Below are 15,847 nucleotides of genomic sequence, written 5' to 3'. Positions count from 1 at the left end.
ACGAAAAGGCGCGCCCCCGGCTCTCCGGGAGGCGCGCCTTTTTCATTTTCTTACGACGTCGAACGAATCAGCCCTTGCCGATCGCCTTCCGCCAGGACGGGCGCTCGCTGATGCGGCCCCACCACGCCGCGACGTTCGGGCGCTCCTTGACGATGTCGCCGAGGCCCGTGTCGAAGAGGTACTGGAAGTACGGCGCGTAGGTGATCTCCGCGATCGAGAACGAGCCGGCGATCCACTCCTTGCCGACGAGCGCGCGCTCGAGCACGTCGAGCGCCTTCGCCGCGCCCTCCTTGCCATTCTTCACGACCTCCGGGTCCGGCGTCGTGCCCTTCATCGGCGAGAAAAAGATCTCGAGGATCGCCTTCATCGCGGGCGGGCTGAAGTACGACTGCTCGACGCTGATCCACTGCTCCATGACGCCGAGGTCCTTCGCGTCCGTCGGGGCGAGGCCGCCGAACTTCGCGTTGAGGTAACGCAGGATCGCGCGCGACTCGTAGAGCACGAAGCCGTCGTCATCGAGGACGGGCACGACGCCAAAGGGCTGACGGGCGAGGTGCTCGGGGCTCTTCTGATCGCCCTTCATGATGTCGACGAGCACGAACTCGTAATCCACGCCCTTCTCTGCCAGAGCACAAAGGACCTTGCGCACACACGTGCTCGCCGGATGACCGTAGACCTTCATGTGAATCCTCCTCCCCGTCACGCAACGGGACGTTTCGCTCCGCTGCATACTCCCCATTCTCGGCGCCGTCTACCGTCGCGATAGGCCACGCGTGATTGTGCGCCGCGTCGGGCGCGGGCGTCACAATCCGTAAACGTGGACGTCGTCGATTCGCCATTCCTCGGCGAAGCCGTCGCCCCCGCCCGTCTGGTCGTCGTAATGGAAGCGGACGACGAACGGCTTGCCGGCGACGAGCGCCGAGAGGTCGAGGCGGACATGGCCCGAGGCGTCGAGCGTGTACGTGGCGACGGGGCTGAAAGCGCCCATGACGGAGATCTCGACGCTGGCGCGGTCCGTGGCCGAGGTCCAGTGGTCGAAGGCGTGGTCGAATTCGAGGAAGACACGCGTGAAGGGGCCCGCGTCGAGGGAAGGTGTCGCGAGGATCTCGCCGTCGAGCGCGACGTTGCTCTCGTCCTTGACGAGCATGAACGCGCCGCCGGAGGCGCTGCCCGTGGTGTTGTCCTGGGAGCAGCCGAGGAGCGGATCGCAGCGGTAGAAGCTCTTGCCGTCGCTGTTCGCGTCGGTGACGACGAACGGCTCGAAGCCGCTGGAAAAGTCTTGCGCGAGGAGGCTCGTCACGGCGGCGCATTTCGGGCCCATGCCGAGATCAACGCAGGCCGCGCCGTCAGCACAGCGGTTCGTCTTTCCAGACGCATCGCAGGCGAGGCCCGGGGCAAGGACGGGGCGGACCGTGGCTTCGAGGGCATACGCGCCGACATCCATGGCGCTGAAGCCGTCGACGACGACGTAATACGTGCCGGCCGCGAGGTTCGTCAGGTCGAATGACTCGGGATGGCCGCCGAGCTGGGTGTCGGCGCAGGCGAGCTCGCCCGCATTCATCGTGCAAGCGTCGAGCAGGTATACGCCGACGTCGAAGAGGGGCGAGGAGGGCGCGACGCGGACGGAGAGATCGGCCGGGCCAGGAAGCGTGAGCGCATAAACGGCCTCGGGGCCGGCGCCGGTGCAGCTCGCGGAGAGGGCGGCGCCGTCCGAGACGAGCGTGGTGCCGGCGTAGTTGCCCGCGGAGGCGACGGAGGAGGGCATTGCGCAGGTGCCCGAAGCGTCGACGAGGGCAAAAGGCTGCTCGGTGACGCGGAGCTCGTAGGGGCCGACATTCGCGGCCGCATACCCGGAGACGACGAGGAAGACGGGCGTCTGGGGCGGCAAAACCGCGGTTTCGAGGCGCGCGAGGGGGCCGTCGCCGCTGTCGTCGTCGCAAGCGTGCTCGGCGCTGGTGTCGAGGCAGTCGAGGTAGGCCCAGGCGACGGTATCGGCGAGCGCGCCGCCGATGTCGGTGGTCTCGAAGGTGACGCGCGCGAGGGAGGAGCCCGTGATGTAACGGTGCACGACGGAAGGCGCCGCGGTGCCGCCGGCCGAGCAGGTTTTCGTGCCGAACCCGACGACGGGCGAGCCCATCGTGGTGCCCGCATAAACGAGCGTATCGCCCTGCGTTTGTCCCTTCGTGAGGAGATCGACGGCGTCACCGCACGTGGTGCCGGGTTCGAGGAGACATTGGGAGGAGCAACCATCGGCAGGCATCGTGTTGCCGTCGTCGCAGGTCTCGCCGGGCTCGATGAGGTCGTTGCCGCAGACGAACGAGGAGCCGCCTTGGCCACCGGCGCCGCCATTTCCGATGCCACCGGCGCCGCCAGCGCCGCCTTGGCCACCGGCGCCGCCAACGCCACCGCTGCCGCCAACACCACCGCTGCCGCCAGCGCCACCGATTCCGCCAGCGCCGCCGGTGCCTCCGACGCCGCCAGTGCCGCCCGCGCCGCCTTCCCCGGCCGCGCCACCTTGCCCGCCTACGCCGCCTGCGCCTGCGCTTCCCCCTTGTCCCCCGGCGCCGCCGCTGCCCCCGTTGCCGCCTGCGGCGCCCTGTCCTCCCGCGCCTGCCGTGCCGCTGCTCGAGCTCGACGTGGACGTGGATGCGCCTTCGTCTCCACACGCGGCGAGCGCCACGGTCGAGGCGAACATGCAGGCAAGAAAAGCGTCGCGGACGTGCGCCATGAATCCTCCGTTCGAGGCGCGATGAAAGCATGCCGAACGGGGAATTTGGAGCCCGCTTTGCGTCACGAACGGCGCGGATCGGGGAAAGGCGGGCCCCCGTCGGGAAAGCACGCAGGCCCATGCACGCCCTCGCCGGAGGCACGAACGGTGGGGTTCACCGGTTGTTCACCGTTCGTGTTCGAAGCATTCTCGACATGTCGCGTTTCGTCCGCGCGATAGACGAATTCATGCGGACGAACGATACGCGGCGGTGCGGAGTCTCCGGGGGGAGGTTTCGATGCACGACCTATCGACGTTCTCGCTCGACGACATGATCAGTTGCGGCGCAATGCTGCGCGGGCTCGGAGAGGGCGCCCGGAGCATGGAAGACACGGCCGGCCGGGTCGTTCGCGCGCTCTACGAAAACCTGGCGCGCCCCGCGACGGGCGAGCGCTCGTGTGCGCTCGTGAGGTTCTTCGAGACAGAGCGATTCGACGCGCTGCCGGCGGACCCGCGGAAATTCGCGCAGCGGATGGCCGGCGGAGAGGCGCTCGCGCCGGACACGACGTGCCTGCAATTGCTGGCGACCGCAGGCGACGAGCCGGCCTGGAACGATCCGAGGGCGTCGGCCGGGCACGTCGCGATTCCGCTGCCGAGCGAGACGGCGCTCGCGCGCATGCCGATGATCGCGCGGCTCTGCGCGCAGCTCGGGATCGCGACGAGCTCGGTGCTGCGCCCCGCGCGGTTCACGGAGCTCGCGGAGCGGACGTACGACGTGTTCCACGTGGAGCACGCCGCCGAGAGCCCGTACGTGCCGGCCAAGGCGAGCTTCGTGGAGCGATACGGGATCCGCTCGGTCGTCGGCTGCGGCGGCATCTTGCCGAGCGGGCAGATGTTCGCCGTGCTCCTGTTCTCGAAGGTGCACGTGGAGCCCGCGACGGCGCAGCTCTTCCGGCCGCTCGCGCTCGCGATCAAGCTCGCGATCCTGCCGTGGTCGTTCGCCGAGCAAGAGGACCCCACCACGAGCGAGGCGCGGCGCGCCCGGGAGGTGGTCTCTTGCGCCCCGTGACGCTCGACAGTGAGACCGCGGTCCTGAGGGCCCGGGTGGCGACGCTCGAAGCGCTGCTCACGGAGCACGAGCGCGCCGCGGCGGAGCGCGTGCAGCGGATGGAGCAGCTCATCGCGGATCTGTCGGCGCGTACGCAGGTCTTCGAGGCGACGCTGCAGAGCATCGTCGACGGGGTGGTCGTGAGCGACACGGCGGGACGAATCACGCACGTGAACGAGGCCGCGACGTCGATCATGGGGTTGGGCCGGCCCGGCGTCGACGCCGCCGAGAACTGGGAGGAGAGGTACGGGTTCTTCTACGCGGACGGCGTGACGCCGTACCCGAGGGAGGAGATTCCGCTCCATCGCGCGGTGCGTGGTGAGCCGGTCGACCACGCGGAGATGCTCGTCCGAAGCGCGCAAACGCCGGAAGGGATGATTCTCGAGACGAGCGCGCGGACGATCCACGACGCGCGAGGGGAGCGGCTCGGCGCCGTGGTGGTCTTCCGCGACATCACCGATCGCAAGCGGCGCGAGCGGGAGATGGCGCAGCAGCTCGTGGCCGAGCGGGAGAGAAACGAGACGCTCGAGCGGCTGCGGATCGCCGTGCACGAGCTGTCGACGCCAATCCTCGAGGTCTGGGACGGCGTGCTGGCGCTGCCGCTGATCGGGGTCGTCGACTCGAAGCGGTCAGCGCAGGTGATGGAGACGCTGCTCGAGTCGGTGGTGCGGATGAAGGGCCGGTACGTGATCCTCGACGTGACCGGCGTGGACGTGCTCGATACGGCGACGGCCGATCACCTGCTCAAGATCGTGCGCGCGGTGGAGCTGCTCGGGACACGCTGCGTGCTGAGCGGCGTGCGGCCATCCGTCGCGCAGACGCTGGTCGAGCTCGGGGTTTCGTTCGGCAAACTGGTGACGCTCCGCAACCTGAAGCACGGCCTCAAGGCGTGCATGCGGTGGAAGGAGGGGGATGCGGAGCGTGCAGGAAGAGAGGCTGCACCTTTGACCGTATCTCCTCCAGGAATGCGGTGAGCCCCCGCCCCCGGCTCACCCCTCCGCGTCCTCGTTCGTCCCGGCCGCCTCGTCCTCGCTCGTCCCTTCGCTCGGCTTCTCGCCCTTCAGGAAGAACGACTCCACGAAGTCCCGTTGCCCCGGGAAGAGCGCGCCGAGCGATCGGTGCACGCGCTCGAGCTCCAGCCGGAGCCGGCCCTTCGCGACGAGTTCCTCGGAGCGCTCCTTCGACCAGCCCATCTGCGCGCCGTCGTTCGCGTCGATCGCCTTCTGCGCGCGCTCGGCGGCGTCCTTCAGCTTGCCCACGAGGCCCCCGCGCTCGCCGAAGTCTTCGCCGGCTTCGAGGCGCCCGGCCGCCTCGTTCGCGCGCTTGGGCCGCTCGTCGATCGGTGCGCGCGTAAAACCCGTGAGCAGGCCAGGCAGGAAGGAGAGGACCGCCGGGTGCTTCTTCGAGCCTCCACCAAGACGGATCGTGACGAGCGCGAGCGCCTCGTCGATCCTGCGCTTGAGCAAGACGAGCGTCGCGTTCTGCTTGGCCTGCGCGGAGGGGCGGCCGAAGAGCTGGACCTCCTGCGTGTCGCGCGCCTCCTTGAGGAGGGAGTCGATGTGGGTCTTGAGGGACGCCGCGAGCTTTTCGAGCTCGGTCCGATCGCTCGGCTTGAGGTCCGGAAACTCCGCCCAGGCGCAGACGGAAGACCACGAGAAGGATGCAAAGACGAGGTGAACCCAGGAGGAAGCTGTCTCGTTGGGCAGGCGCATGGGGAGAAGGCTCCGGAAAGGTTGGGGGACGTACGAGGAGGCGGGAAGGACGCTAACGAAAGCGAGGAGGACGCGTCAAGGCGGTGTGGAGGAGGCAGACGCTGCGTTGCAGGAGGGTCAGGGAGGCGGGGAGGTGGCGCCCGAGGCGTCACTGAAGCGTCCGTGCGGCGGGGAGGGGCCGACTGGCTAGTGCAACAGGAACCGACTGAGCACGAACAGCGCGATCATCCCGAGCGCGATGCCGATGCCCGCGGCGAGGATCAGGATGCCGCTACCGCTCGACGCCGTGTTCGGCGCGACCATCGGCTCCATCGGCGCGGGCGCCGCATGCGCCGCGGGCGCTGAAGGCATGTTCGGACGCGGCATGCTCTGCGGCACGCTCGGCAGGCGCATGCCGGCGTGCGCGCTGCCCTGCGCGCCGTAACGCATCGGCTGCATCTCGTGCAGCGCTGCTTCGAGACGCGCCGCGAGCACGCCCGCCGTCGGACGGCGATCGCGATCGCGGCGCAGGCAGTCGTCGACGATCGAGGCGAGCGCGGGCGGTAGGTCCGGCCTGCGCGAGACCACGGGGTCGGCGTCGCGCGTCATGATGCGGACCATGAGCGCGTTGTAGTTCGGCGCCTCGTGCGGGAGCGTCGCCGTGAGCGCCTCGTGCATGACCACGCCGAGCGACCAGACGTCCGCGCGGCCGTCGATGTCGTCGCGCCCCGCGGCCTGCTCGGGGCTCATGTACGCGGGCGATCCGACGACGGTGCCCGTGCGCGTGAGCGTGAGGTGCTCGGGGTTGCCTTCGAGCATCTTGCTGATGCCGAAGTCGAGGATCTTCAGGACGAGCTCGCCCGTGGCCGCGCGGTGCGCGTAGAGGTTCGCGGGCTTGAGGTCGCGGTGGATGATCCCCTGCTGGTGCGCGCTGTCGAGCGCGCGGACCACGCCGACGAAGAGATCGGTGAGCATCCCCGGGTCGAGCATGCGCTCGCGCGCGATCCACGCGTCGAGCCCCTCGCCGTGGAGGAGCTCGAACACGAGGAAGGGCGAGCCGTCCTCGGCCTGTCCGAGGTCGAGGATCTCGACGATGCTCGGGCTTCGTACGCGGCCGCTTGCCTTCGCTTCGTTGAAGAAGCGCTGCAACGACACGGCGTCGGCCGCGACGTCGGGGTGCAGGATTTTGAGCGCGACCTCGCGGTCGATGAGCTCGTTCTTTGCAGCCCAAACGGTGCCGCTCGCGCCGGATCCGAGCATCCGGACGAGGCGGTACCGTGACTGGATGAGATCGCCAGGGTTCAACCGGCTGGGGAGGATACCAAAGCTCGGCCCGCCGGCGTAGCCGAGAGACGCGCGGCGGGCGTTCCCGTCCTACGGATCAAGTGTCGTAGTAGAGGAAGAACTCGTAGGGGACGGGGCGGAGGCGCACAGCATCGAGCTCGCGCTCGCGCTTGTACTCGATCCACGTGTGGATGATGTCCCGCGTGAAGACGTCGCCCCGGAGCAGGAACTCGTGGTCGCGCTCGAGGGCCGTGAGCGCCTCGTCGAGCGAGCCAGGGCACTTCGGCACCTCCTTGAGCTCCTCGGGCGAGAGCGCGTAGATGTCCTTGTCGAGCGGATCGCCCGGATCGATGCGGTTCTGGATGCCGTCGAGGCCCGCCATCATCATCGCCGCGAACGCGAGGTAGGGGTTGCACGAGGCGTCCGGGAAGCGGACCTCGATGCGACGGCCCTTCGGCGAGTTGCCAGCGGCGACCGGGATGCGGATCGCGGCCGAGCGGTTGCGGCTCGAGTACGCGAGGTTCACGGGCGCCTCGTAGCCGGGGACGAGCCTTCGGTAGCTGTTCGTCGTCGGGTTCGTGAGGGCCGCGAGCGCCTTCGCGTGCTTCAGGATGCCGCCGATGTACCAGAGGCCGATGTCCGACAGGCCCGCGTAGCCGTCGCCCGCGAAGAGGGGCTTGCCGTCCTTCCAGAGCGACTGATGGCAGTGCATGCCGCTGCCGTTGTCGCCGAAGAGGGGCTTCGGCATGAACGTCGCGGTCTTGTTGTGGCGCTTGGCCACGTTCTTCACGACGTACTTGAACCACATGAGCGTGTCGGCCATCGAAGTGAGCTTGTCGAAGCGCACGCCGATCTCACACTGGCCCGCGCTCGCGACCTCGTGGTGGCCGACCTCGACGAAGACGCCGCTCTCGATGAGCGTGGTCATCATGTCGCCACGCACGTCGCCGAGCGAGTCCGTGGGCGAGACCGGGAAATACCCTTCCTTGTGGCGGATCTTGTGCCCGAGGTTCGGGCCCGCCTTGCCCGTGTTCCACACGGCCTCGTCCGAGTCGATCTCGTAGAAGGCGCCGCGCGGCGAGTTGTCGTAACGGACCGAGTCGAAGACGAAGAACTCCGCCTCGGGGCCGAAGAACGTCGTGTCGGCGATGCCCGTCGCGCGGACGTGGTTCTCCGCCTTCTGCGCGATGTACCGCGGGTCGCGGCCGTAGGGCTGGCCCGTGACCGGGTCGGAGATTTTGCAGATGAGCGAGAGTGTCTTCTGCGCGTGGAACGGGTCGATCTTCGCCGTCGTCGGATCGGGCGTCATCGACATGTCCGACGCGTTGATGGGCTGCCAGCCGCGCACGGAGGAGCCGTCGAAGCCGATGCCCTCCTCGAACATGTCCTCGTTCAGCCGACTCGCAGGGATCGTCGTGTGCTGCCAGATGCCCGGCAGGTCGATGAACTTGAGGTCGACGAACTTGCAGTCGTGATCCTTCGCGAATTGAATGACGTCTTTCGGCTTCATGATTTGTTCTCCGTCAGATCGCGTCCTCGCCGCGCTCCCCGGTGCGGATGCGGACGGCTTCGTCGACCGGGACGACGAAGATCTTTCCATCGCCGATGCGACCGGTCTTCGCGCTCTTCTCGATGGCGTCGATGACGCTCTGGACCATGTGGTCCGGGACGACGATGTCGAGCTTCACCTTGGGGACGAAGTCGACGACGTACGCCGAGCCGCGATAGACCTCTTTCTTGCCGCCGGTGCGACCGAAACCCTTCACCTCGGTCACGGTCATGCCCTGGATGCCGACCTCTGCGAGGGCATCCTTGACCTCGTCGAGCTTGAACGGCTTGATGATCGCCTCGACCTTCTTCATCTCTCGGACCTCTCGCTCGGGGGGCCGGACGTGGTCTACGGCCCCCTCGGTTTCGGGAATGTTTCAGGCCACGCGGGGCGGGAGAAATTCCGCGCCCCCCGCATGGAGGACGGAAATTTGGTGACCTTCGTCGCCAACATCCAGCCTCGGAGTGCAAGAGCCCACGGGAAGGCGTTCGCCCGAGGCCCGCACTTCCGGGCGTTCCGAAGGCAATCGGCATCCGCCTACGTCGTAGAGTTGTCGGCGGGTTCCACCTCGCCTACCCTCGCGGGCGAGTTCGCCCTTTTCCGTTCGTCGCCGATGACCTGATGGCCTCACCGACCTCGACGAAGCTACCGGTAGGTACCATCCTGTCGGGGAAGTACAAGATCACCCGCGAGATCGGCCGTGGTGGGATGGCGGCCGTCTACGAGGCCGAGAACATCGACATCGGCAAGCGGATCGCGATCAAGGTCCTCGCGCAGGAGCTGACCACCTCGATGGTGGTGGTGGAGCGCTTCTTCCGTGAAGCACGCGCCGCCGCCGCGATCCGCAGCCCGTACATCTGCGACGTGTACGACTCGGGCCGCCTCGAGGATGGTCCGCCGTTCCTCGTGCTCGAGCTGCTCGAAGGCGAGTCGCTCTACGAGCGGATGACGAAGGTCCGCTACTTCGACGTGCCGACGACGCTGGCGATCGTCACGCAGGTCTGTCGCGGCCTCACGAAGGCGCACGCCGCGAACATCGTCCATCGCGATCTCAAGCCCGAGAACATCTTCCTCGGCAAGGACGAGGACGGGCAGCTGCTCGCGAAGATCCTCGATTTCGGGCTCGCCAAGTTCTACACGCCGCTCGACGGATCGGGCGGGGCGCAACAAGCGCGTCTCACGCGTGAAGGCGCGGTGTTCGGAACACCCGCGTACATGAGCCCCGAGCAGGTCCGCGGGCAGGGCGCCGTGGATCATCGCGCCGATCTCTGGGCGCTCGCGTGCATCGTCTACGAGTGCTTCACGGGACGGACCGTGTGGCAGACGGAGCAAGGCGTGGCGATGACGTTCGCGCAGATCGCGAGCGCGCAGCCGCCCGATCCACTCGTCTACCGGCCCGATCTTCCGGCGACGTTCAAGGCGTGGTTCGACAAGGCGCTCGATCGAAAGATCGATCATCGCTTCCAGACCGCGCGCGAGTTCGCTGAGGAGCTGTCCGCCGCGTTCGAGACGACGCGGCCGGAGTTTTCCGGGCTCTTCCCCGCCGAGCAGCTCAACTCGATGGGCCGGACCGTGCCCGCGCCGCCGCCCTCGAAGTCGGGCCTGACGGCGACGGGAAGCGACCTTCCGAGGGTGTCGATGTCGCCGCCGTCGTCGACGATGCCGCACCCGTTCGCATCGATGCCGCCGTCCGTGCGCGGAGGTGCGCCGTCGGAGGGCGGGTCGCCGCGCCACACGAAGTCGACGTTCGAAGCGCCGCCGGGCACGCTGGAGCCGCTCGGCCCGGGTTTGTCGCAAGCGCCTCCGAAGCCGAAGACGGCGGCGCTCGGGATCGTGACGGCCGTGGTGCTGGTCGCGCTCGTGGGCGGCGGATACGCGGCCTGGTCGAAGTTCGGTCCAAGCACGAAGGGCGGCGAAGTGGGGACCACGTCGTCGTCTTCGCCAAACGGGAGCGCGAGCGTCGCAGCGCCGCAACCGGCGTCGTCGTCGAGCGTGCGCCCGGCGTCGTCGACGGAGCCCTCGTCGTCCCCGTCGACGCTGCCGTGGAGGCCGCTCGTCGCGGAGGCGCAAACGACGCTCGCGAAGGGTGATCACAAGGGCGCGCTGAAGCTCCTGAAGGACGCGTTCGACAAGGGCGGCCACGGCGTGCCGCGCACGATGCTCGAGCACGTGCAGGTGGCGATCTCGGGCGACGCGGCAAAGTCGCCGTGCTCGCTCACGGGCCTCGCGCGGCCGCGATCGTACGATCTCGGAGCAGCGCAGCCGCGTCGCGTGGGCTCGGGGCGTCCGTGGATCGCGCTCGGTTCGCGCGGGCCGGTCATGGTCTGGACCGACACGCACGAGGGCCCGGAGCACGCGTTCGCGGTCGCGCTCGATGAAGCGCTACGGCCGCTCTCGGATCCGATCGACGTGACGCCGGAGGGCGGCGCGATCACGCGGCCGGTGGTGATGTCGTTCGACGAGCAGCTCGTGCTGCTTTACGCGGACGGGCACGGGACGGAGGCGGGCGTGCACGCGCGCTTGCTCGATCCCGACGGTCGGATCGGCGGGCCGATGGTGAACATCGCGCCGCTGCGCGGGTCGAGCTCGGGCACGTCGATGCAGCGCGCGCCGGACGGCACGTTCCTCGTCGCCTGGTCGGCCGAGGCCGACACGGGCAACGAAGAGCTCTTCCTGCGGCGCCTCTCATCGAAGCTCGAACCCCAAGGCGAGGTCGCGCGCGCGACGGACTTCGTGCCCGCAGGCCCGCAGAAGCCGCGCGTGCGTTCGCCGATGGTCGGCATTGCGGGCGACGCCGCGCACGTGTCGTTCCGGCTCGAGCGCACGCCGAACCAGGTCGCGTATCACATGCGCCTGCCGCTCGCCGACGTGGGCAAGGGCGTCGAGCCGCGCAAGAAGGGCGATCGCAACGATCGGTGGATCGGCAACACGATCGTGGTGAACACCGACAAGTCGAAGGCCGACATGACGGGGATCGCGTGCAGCAAGGACGCGTGCTTCCTCGTGTGGGACGGCGAGAGCAACTCGGGCGTGTCGGCGGCGTACCTCGACGCGGCGAACGCAGAGCCGCTCTGGCGTGACAAACGCTTCAGCAAGCTCGGCGCTCACCCGTCGGTCGGCGTGGACGCCTCGGGCAACGCGCGCATCGTGTGGTTCGAGAAGGGCGGCGTGATGACCGCGCCGATCAGCCGCGACGGCGTCGGTCCTTCCACGAAGATCGCCCGCGTGAGCGGCGCGCAGCCGAGCCCCGCGATCATCGCCGGCAAGGCGCCCGGCGAGTGGTTCATCGCGTGGCTCGACTTCGAGGCGGGGATCCTCGAACCCTACGCGGCGCGCTTCGTCTGCAAGTAACCCGCATGCTGGTCATCCCGCCGCGCGCCGACCTCCGTGCCCAGCCCATCGAGACGCCGCGCCTCCTGCTCGCGCCCGTCGATCCGTCGGACTCGCCCGAGGTGTGGCTCGCGGTGAACGGCTCGCGGCCGATGCTCTCGAAGTGGCTGCCGTGGGTGCAGTACTACACGGAGCCCGCGTCGAGCGTGCGTTTCACGGAGGCGTGCGTGGCCGACTGGGATCAAGGGCGCGCGGTGCGCTTCGCGATCCGGGAGCGCGCGGGGCGCACGTTCGCGGGCGTGGTGGGGCTCGAGTCGTGCGTGCACATGCATCGCTCGTGCGAGCTCGGGTACTGGCTGCGCAAGGAGAGCATGCGTCGCGGGCTGATGACAGAGGCGGCGCGCGCGGCGGTGGAGTTCGCGTTCCGGTACATGGGCGCGCATCGCGTGCGTGTCGCGGCCGCGACGGACAACCACGCATCACTGCGGGTGATCGGGCGGCTCGGTTTCCGCTTCGAGGGCATCGCGCGGCAAGCCGAGTGGTGTGAGAACCGCTGGCTCGATCACGCGGTCTTCGCGCTTCTCGCGACCGATCCGCGCCCGACCTGAGCCTTCCCCTTGAAGGCCGTACGCGGGCGGATGATGCTCGTCCGCGGGGGAGACGAACGTGCGGCGCATCCCGTTTCGACTGTTCCGCGGCAGCCTCCCGCTCTTGCCGGTGGCGCCCGTGCTCGTGCTGGTGATCGGCACCGCGACGGCGTTCGCCATCGCGCTGCTCGGGATCGCGCAGCTTCGGCGGATCAGCGACGACGCATCCTCGCTGCGCGCCGCGGCGATCGCGGGAACGCTGGCCGCGCGGATGCGCGTCGCGACGGTGGAGGAGCGGCACGAGATCGTGGGGCGCGCGGCGAGGCGCAGCGGCACGGAGCTTCTGCTCGTCGAGCAGGGCGGGCAGATCCTCGTGGACGAGAGCTTTGGCCCGCCGAACAAGGCCGAGGTGCAGCGGCTGCTCGCGGCGGGCAGCGGCGAGACGCGCACGGCGCTCGGCCGCGTGCGGTTTGCCGCGCGTCCGCTGGATCCGCCGCTCGACGGGATCGCGGTGCTCGCGTTCGTCTCGGCGCCGAGCCCACCGCCGGGTTACGTGCCTCTCGTGAACGCGGTCGCGGCGCTGACCGTGCTTCTGCTCGGCGTGGCGGTCTCCGTCGCGATCGCCTTCACGAAACAGCTACGCGACGACGTCGACTACGTGCGTGAGCGCATCGTCGACATGGCGCGGCCCGACGCGGCGCCGACGGGCGAGCCGATCCCGATTCGCTCGCTCGATCAGGTCGGCGTGCTGACGGCCGCGTTCAACCTGCTCGTCACGCGTTTCGCGGCTGCCGAGCGCAGTTACCGCGCGGATTTGCTCCAGGCCTCGGAGATGGACAAGGAGCGCTCGGCGTTCCTCGCGGGCCTCAGCCACGAGCTGCGCACGCCGCTGAACGCGATCCTCGGCTTCGCGCACGTGCTCGAGAGCGAGGTCGACGGCCCACTCAGCGACGAGGCGCGCGAGTCGCTGGCCGTGATCCGGACGAGCGGCGAGCATCTGCGGCAGCTCATCGACGACATCCTCGAGCTTTCCGCGCTGGAGACGGGCACGCTGCAGCTCTCGCGTGGCCCCGTGGACGTCCGTCAGATCGCCGAGCAAGTCGTGCGCGAGGCGACCGCGACCATCAAGGACAAACCGTTGGGGCTCGAAGTAACGGGTGAGAGCCGGCTCTATGCGTACGCGGACAAACGGCGCGTTCGGCAGATCATCACGAACCTCGTTTCGAACGCGGTGAAGTTCACGGTCCGCGGATCCGTGACGGTGAAGATCGAGGCGCGCGGCTCGTTCGTCGCGATCGTCGTGCGCGACACGGGGCCGGGCATTCCGCGCGAGCAGACGGCGGCAATTTTCGAGGAGTACCGGCAGCTCGGCGACGCGCAATCGCGCCGCCGCGGCACGGGGCTCGGCCTCGCCATCACGAAGCGGCTCGTGCACATGCACGGCGGCACGATCGACGTGAGCAGCGAGATGGGGCGCGGCTCGACGTTCACCGCGACCCTGCCGTACCTCGCGGATCCGGGCGCGATCGTGGAGTCGTCGAGCGACTCGCGCGTGATCGATCTGTCCTCGGATCCGCCGCCGCGCCCCGCGCGCCTGCTCGACTCGATGACGCCGCCGCCGATGCCGCTTCCGCGCAGGGAGGGCGAGCGATGACGAACGTCGCCCGCACCTTCACGCGCAACATCCTGGGACGCCAGCTCCTCACGGGCTTCGCGGGCTTCTTCGCGATCGCACTGCTCGCGCCGAACCTCATCGTGCTCGACTGGACGATGACGAAGCACATCCTCGTCATCGGCGCCGCGCTCGCGGTCGTCGCGTTTGGCCTGTGCCTGCTCGTGACGCTGCTCCGGGTCCGCAAGCATCGCGCGCTCCTCCACGTGCTGTCGGGCGGCACCGCGACCGTACGCGCGCAGGACTTCGGCGAACTCGCCTCCCTGCCGAGCGCGATCACGATGCGGACCTTCGTCGTCGGCGCGGTCGTGTCCATCATCGGCCTCGCGCCCGGCGTCCGCCCGGACAAGCTCGATCAGGGACGCGCCATCAGCCTGCTCTGCCTCACGATCACCATCGTCGGGGCCGCGTCGCTCATCCAGTACGTGTTCATCCGCGCCGCCACGGTGCGCCTGCTCGAGCTCGTCCCGATCGAGCCCATCACGACGCTGCTCGAATCACAGGAGCTGCACCAGATCCCGCGTCGCAGGCTCTTGCAGAAGTTCTTGATCGCGGTCGTCGCGCCCGTCGCGCTCGTCGGCGTGGGCGCGGTGCTCACGACGCACGCGCACATGCGCACGCTCACCGAGCAGAGCCGGAAAAACACGGCGCTGCTCCTCGCGAAGATCGCGCTCGATCCAGGGCCGGGGCAGGGCAACAAGAACGCGCGGGAGGACGCCGTGGCCGCGGCCGCGGAGCACGGGTTCCTCGCGCGGATCACGGGCCCGCGGCGCGACGGTGATCCGACCTTCCGGCGCGAGGCCGACGGCGAGCTCGTGCTCAGCATGCCGCTCGAAGACGGCCAGGCCGACGTGCGTTTCACGGCCGAGCTCGATCCCGCCGTGACGACCGAGGGCGTGGGGATCGCTCTCGCGTTTGGCCTCGTCGCGGCGCTGCTCGGCGTGCTCATCGGCCGGGCCCTCGCGGACGATCTCAAGCTCGCGACGCACCGCGTGCGCTTGCTCGGCACGGAGAGCGTGCTGCGCGGCGTGACGCAGATCGCGCGGCCCGCGCGCTTCGAGCTCGTCGCGCGGCTCGGCCGGGCCATCGAGGTGCTCGCCGAGCGGTTTCGCATCTTCGCCGGCGCGCAGGAGCGCGCGCTCGAAGCGCAGGAGGCCGCGCAACGCATGCGAGGTCTGCTCTTCGCGAGCGTGAGCCATGACCTGAAGAGCCCGCTCAACGCGATCCTCGGCTTCGCAGATCTCGTCGGCCGCGAGGAGCTCACCGTGAGCCAGCGCGAGAGCCTGGCGCTCATCACGAACCGCGGCCGCGAGCTGCTCGGACTCATCGAGTCGATCCTGGACACCGCGCGCGTCGAGGCCGGTCAGCTCACGCTCATGCCGCGCGCGACCGAGGTCGCGCTCCTCGCGACGGAGGCCGTGCGCAAGGCGCGCGAGCTCGCGGGCGACACGCAGAGCGACGTCGTCCTCGAGGTCGCGGAGGGCCTGCCGATGGTCCCCGTGGATCCTGCCTACGTCGCGCGCGCGATCGCGGTCGTCGTGGCGCACGGGATCCGCACGTCCGCGGCCGACGCGGCCTCTCGCGCGGTTCGTGTGCGCGCCCTCCGTCCTGCCGAACCGGGCCAGGCCGTGCGGATCGACGTCGAGCTCGGCAGCCGCAACACCACACGCGCCGAGCTCGAAGCCCTCTTCGCCCGCCGCGCCACCTCGCGTGGCCGCGGCCTCACCCTCGGCTTGAGCCTCGCGCAGTCGATCATGGAGCTGCACGGCGGCTCCGTGAAGGTGGAAGACACCCCCGACGGCGCGCCCGTCATACAGTGCTGGCTCCCCCTCGTGATCCCGGGCAGTCGCCCGCGGCTCTCCTCGAAGCCCGCCCTCGGCTGAACCGGCGCCTTCCCTCCTTCCTTCGTACGGGCTACG

12 protein-coding genes are annotated in these 15,847 nt (G+C 69.2%); 6 read left to right on the top strand and 6 right to left on the bottom strand.

The features are described 5' to 3' along the window. Positions 1 to 67: 67 nt before the first annotated feature. Together KEG57_RS01580 and KEG57_RS01575 are read right to left on the bottom strand one after the other, a co-directional pair. A complete protein-coding gene (locus tag KEG57_RS01580; protein ID WP_272418429.1) occupies positions 68 to 682 on the bottom strand; it encodes a glutathione S-transferase family protein in 615 nt (204 codons plus the stop codon). Positions 683 to 802: 120 nt separating this feature from the next. Further along, on the bottom strand, positions 803 to 2,728 hold the full coding sequence (locus KEG57_RS01575; protein WP_272418430.1) for a myxococcus cysteine-rich repeat containing protein: 1,926 nt from the start codon (positions 2,726 to 2,728) through the stop codon (positions 803 to 805). Between the two features lie 277 nt (positions 2,729 to 3,005). On the opposite strand from KEG57_RS01575, the gene KEG57_RS01570 reads away from it, so the two are divergent. Continuing rightward, positions 3,006 to 3,776 carry a hypothetical protein gene (locus tag KEG57_RS01570; RefSeq protein WP_272418431.1) on the top strand — a complete coding sequence of 257 codons (771 nt, stop codon included), beginning with the start codon at positions 3,006 to 3,008 and terminating at the stop codon, positions 3,774 to 3,776. Continuing rightward, complete coding sequence (locus KEG57_RS01565) at positions 3,773 to 4,789, top strand: STAS domain-containing protein (RefSeq protein ID WP_272418432.1); 1,017 nt, start codon at positions 3,773 to 3,775, stop codon at positions 4,787 to 4,789. Before KEG57_RS01570 ends, KEG57_RS01565 begins: the two co-directional genes overlap by 4 nt. Before the next feature lie 15 nt (positions 4,790 to 4,804). On the opposite strand, the gene KEG57_RS01560 is transcribed toward KEG57_RS01565, so the two are convergent. The 4 genes from KEG57_RS01560 to KEG57_RS01545 all read right to left on the bottom strand — a co-directional run bounded on the left by KEG57_RS01560 (position 4,805) and on the right by KEG57_RS01545 (position 8,652). Next, positions 4,805 to 5,527: a hypothetical protein gene (locus KEG57_RS01560; RefSeq protein WP_272418433.1), complete on the bottom strand. Its 723-nt coding sequence runs from the start codon at positions 5,525 to 5,527 to the stop codon at positions 4,805 to 4,807. Between the two features lie 186 nt (positions 5,528 to 5,713). After that, entirely contained in the window at positions 5,714 to 6,811 is a 1,098-nt protein-coding gene (locus KEG57_RS01555) for a serine/threonine-protein kinase (protein WP_272418434.1), read from the bottom strand. Between the two features lie 76 nt (positions 6,812 to 6,887). Beyond that, complete coding sequence (gene glnA, locus KEG57_RS01550) at positions 6,888 to 8,300, bottom strand: type I glutamate--ammonia ligase (RefSeq protein WP_272418435.1); 1,413 nt, start codon at positions 8,298 to 8,300, stop codon at positions 6,888 to 6,890. A 13-nt stretch (positions 8,301 to 8,313) separates the two neighbouring features. Further along, a complete protein-coding gene (locus tag KEG57_RS01545) occupies positions 8,314 to 8,652 on the bottom strand; it encodes a P-II family nitrogen regulator (RefSeq protein ID WP_136930265.1) in 339 nt (112 codons plus the stop codon). Positions 8,653 to 8,960: 308 nt separating this feature from the next. Here KEG57_RS01545 and KEG57_RS01540 point away from each other — a divergent pair, with 308 nt between their 5' ends. The 4 genes from KEG57_RS01540 to KEG57_RS01525 are packed head-to-tail and all read left to right on the top strand — an operon-like array spanning position 8,961 to position 15,811. Beyond that, positions 8,961 to 11,690, top strand: coding sequence for a serine/threonine protein kinase (locus KEG57_RS01540; protein WP_272418436.1), 2,730 nt, complete (start codon positions 8,961 to 8,963; stop codon positions 11,688 to 11,690). A 5-nt stretch (positions 11,691 to 11,695) separates the two neighbouring features. Then, positions 11,696 to 12,277 carry a GNAT family N-acetyltransferase gene (locus KEG57_RS01535; RefSeq protein ID WP_272418437.1) on the top strand — a complete coding sequence of 194 codons (582 nt, stop codon included), beginning with the start codon at positions 11,696 to 11,698 and terminating at the stop codon, positions 12,275 to 12,277. A gap of 58 nt (positions 12,278 to 12,335) precedes the next feature. Next, positions 12,336 to 13,910: a sensor histidine kinase gene (locus KEG57_RS01530; protein WP_272418438.1), complete on the top strand. Its 1,575-nt coding sequence runs from the start codon at positions 12,336 to 12,338 to the stop codon at positions 13,908 to 13,910. Then, the gene (locus tag KEG57_RS01525) at positions 13,907 to 15,811 is read left to right on the top strand and encodes a sensor histidine kinase (protein WP_272418439.1); all 1,905 of its coding nucleotides are present in this window, start codon (positions 13,907 to 13,909) and stop codon (positions 15,809 to 15,811) included. Before KEG57_RS01530 ends, KEG57_RS01525 begins: the two co-directional genes overlap by 4 nt. Positions 15,812 to 15,847 lie beyond the last annotated feature (36 nt).

Source organism: Polyangium jinanense (genome assembly GCF_028435365.1).
This window is presented reverse-complemented; position numbering and strand designations above follow the sequence as displayed.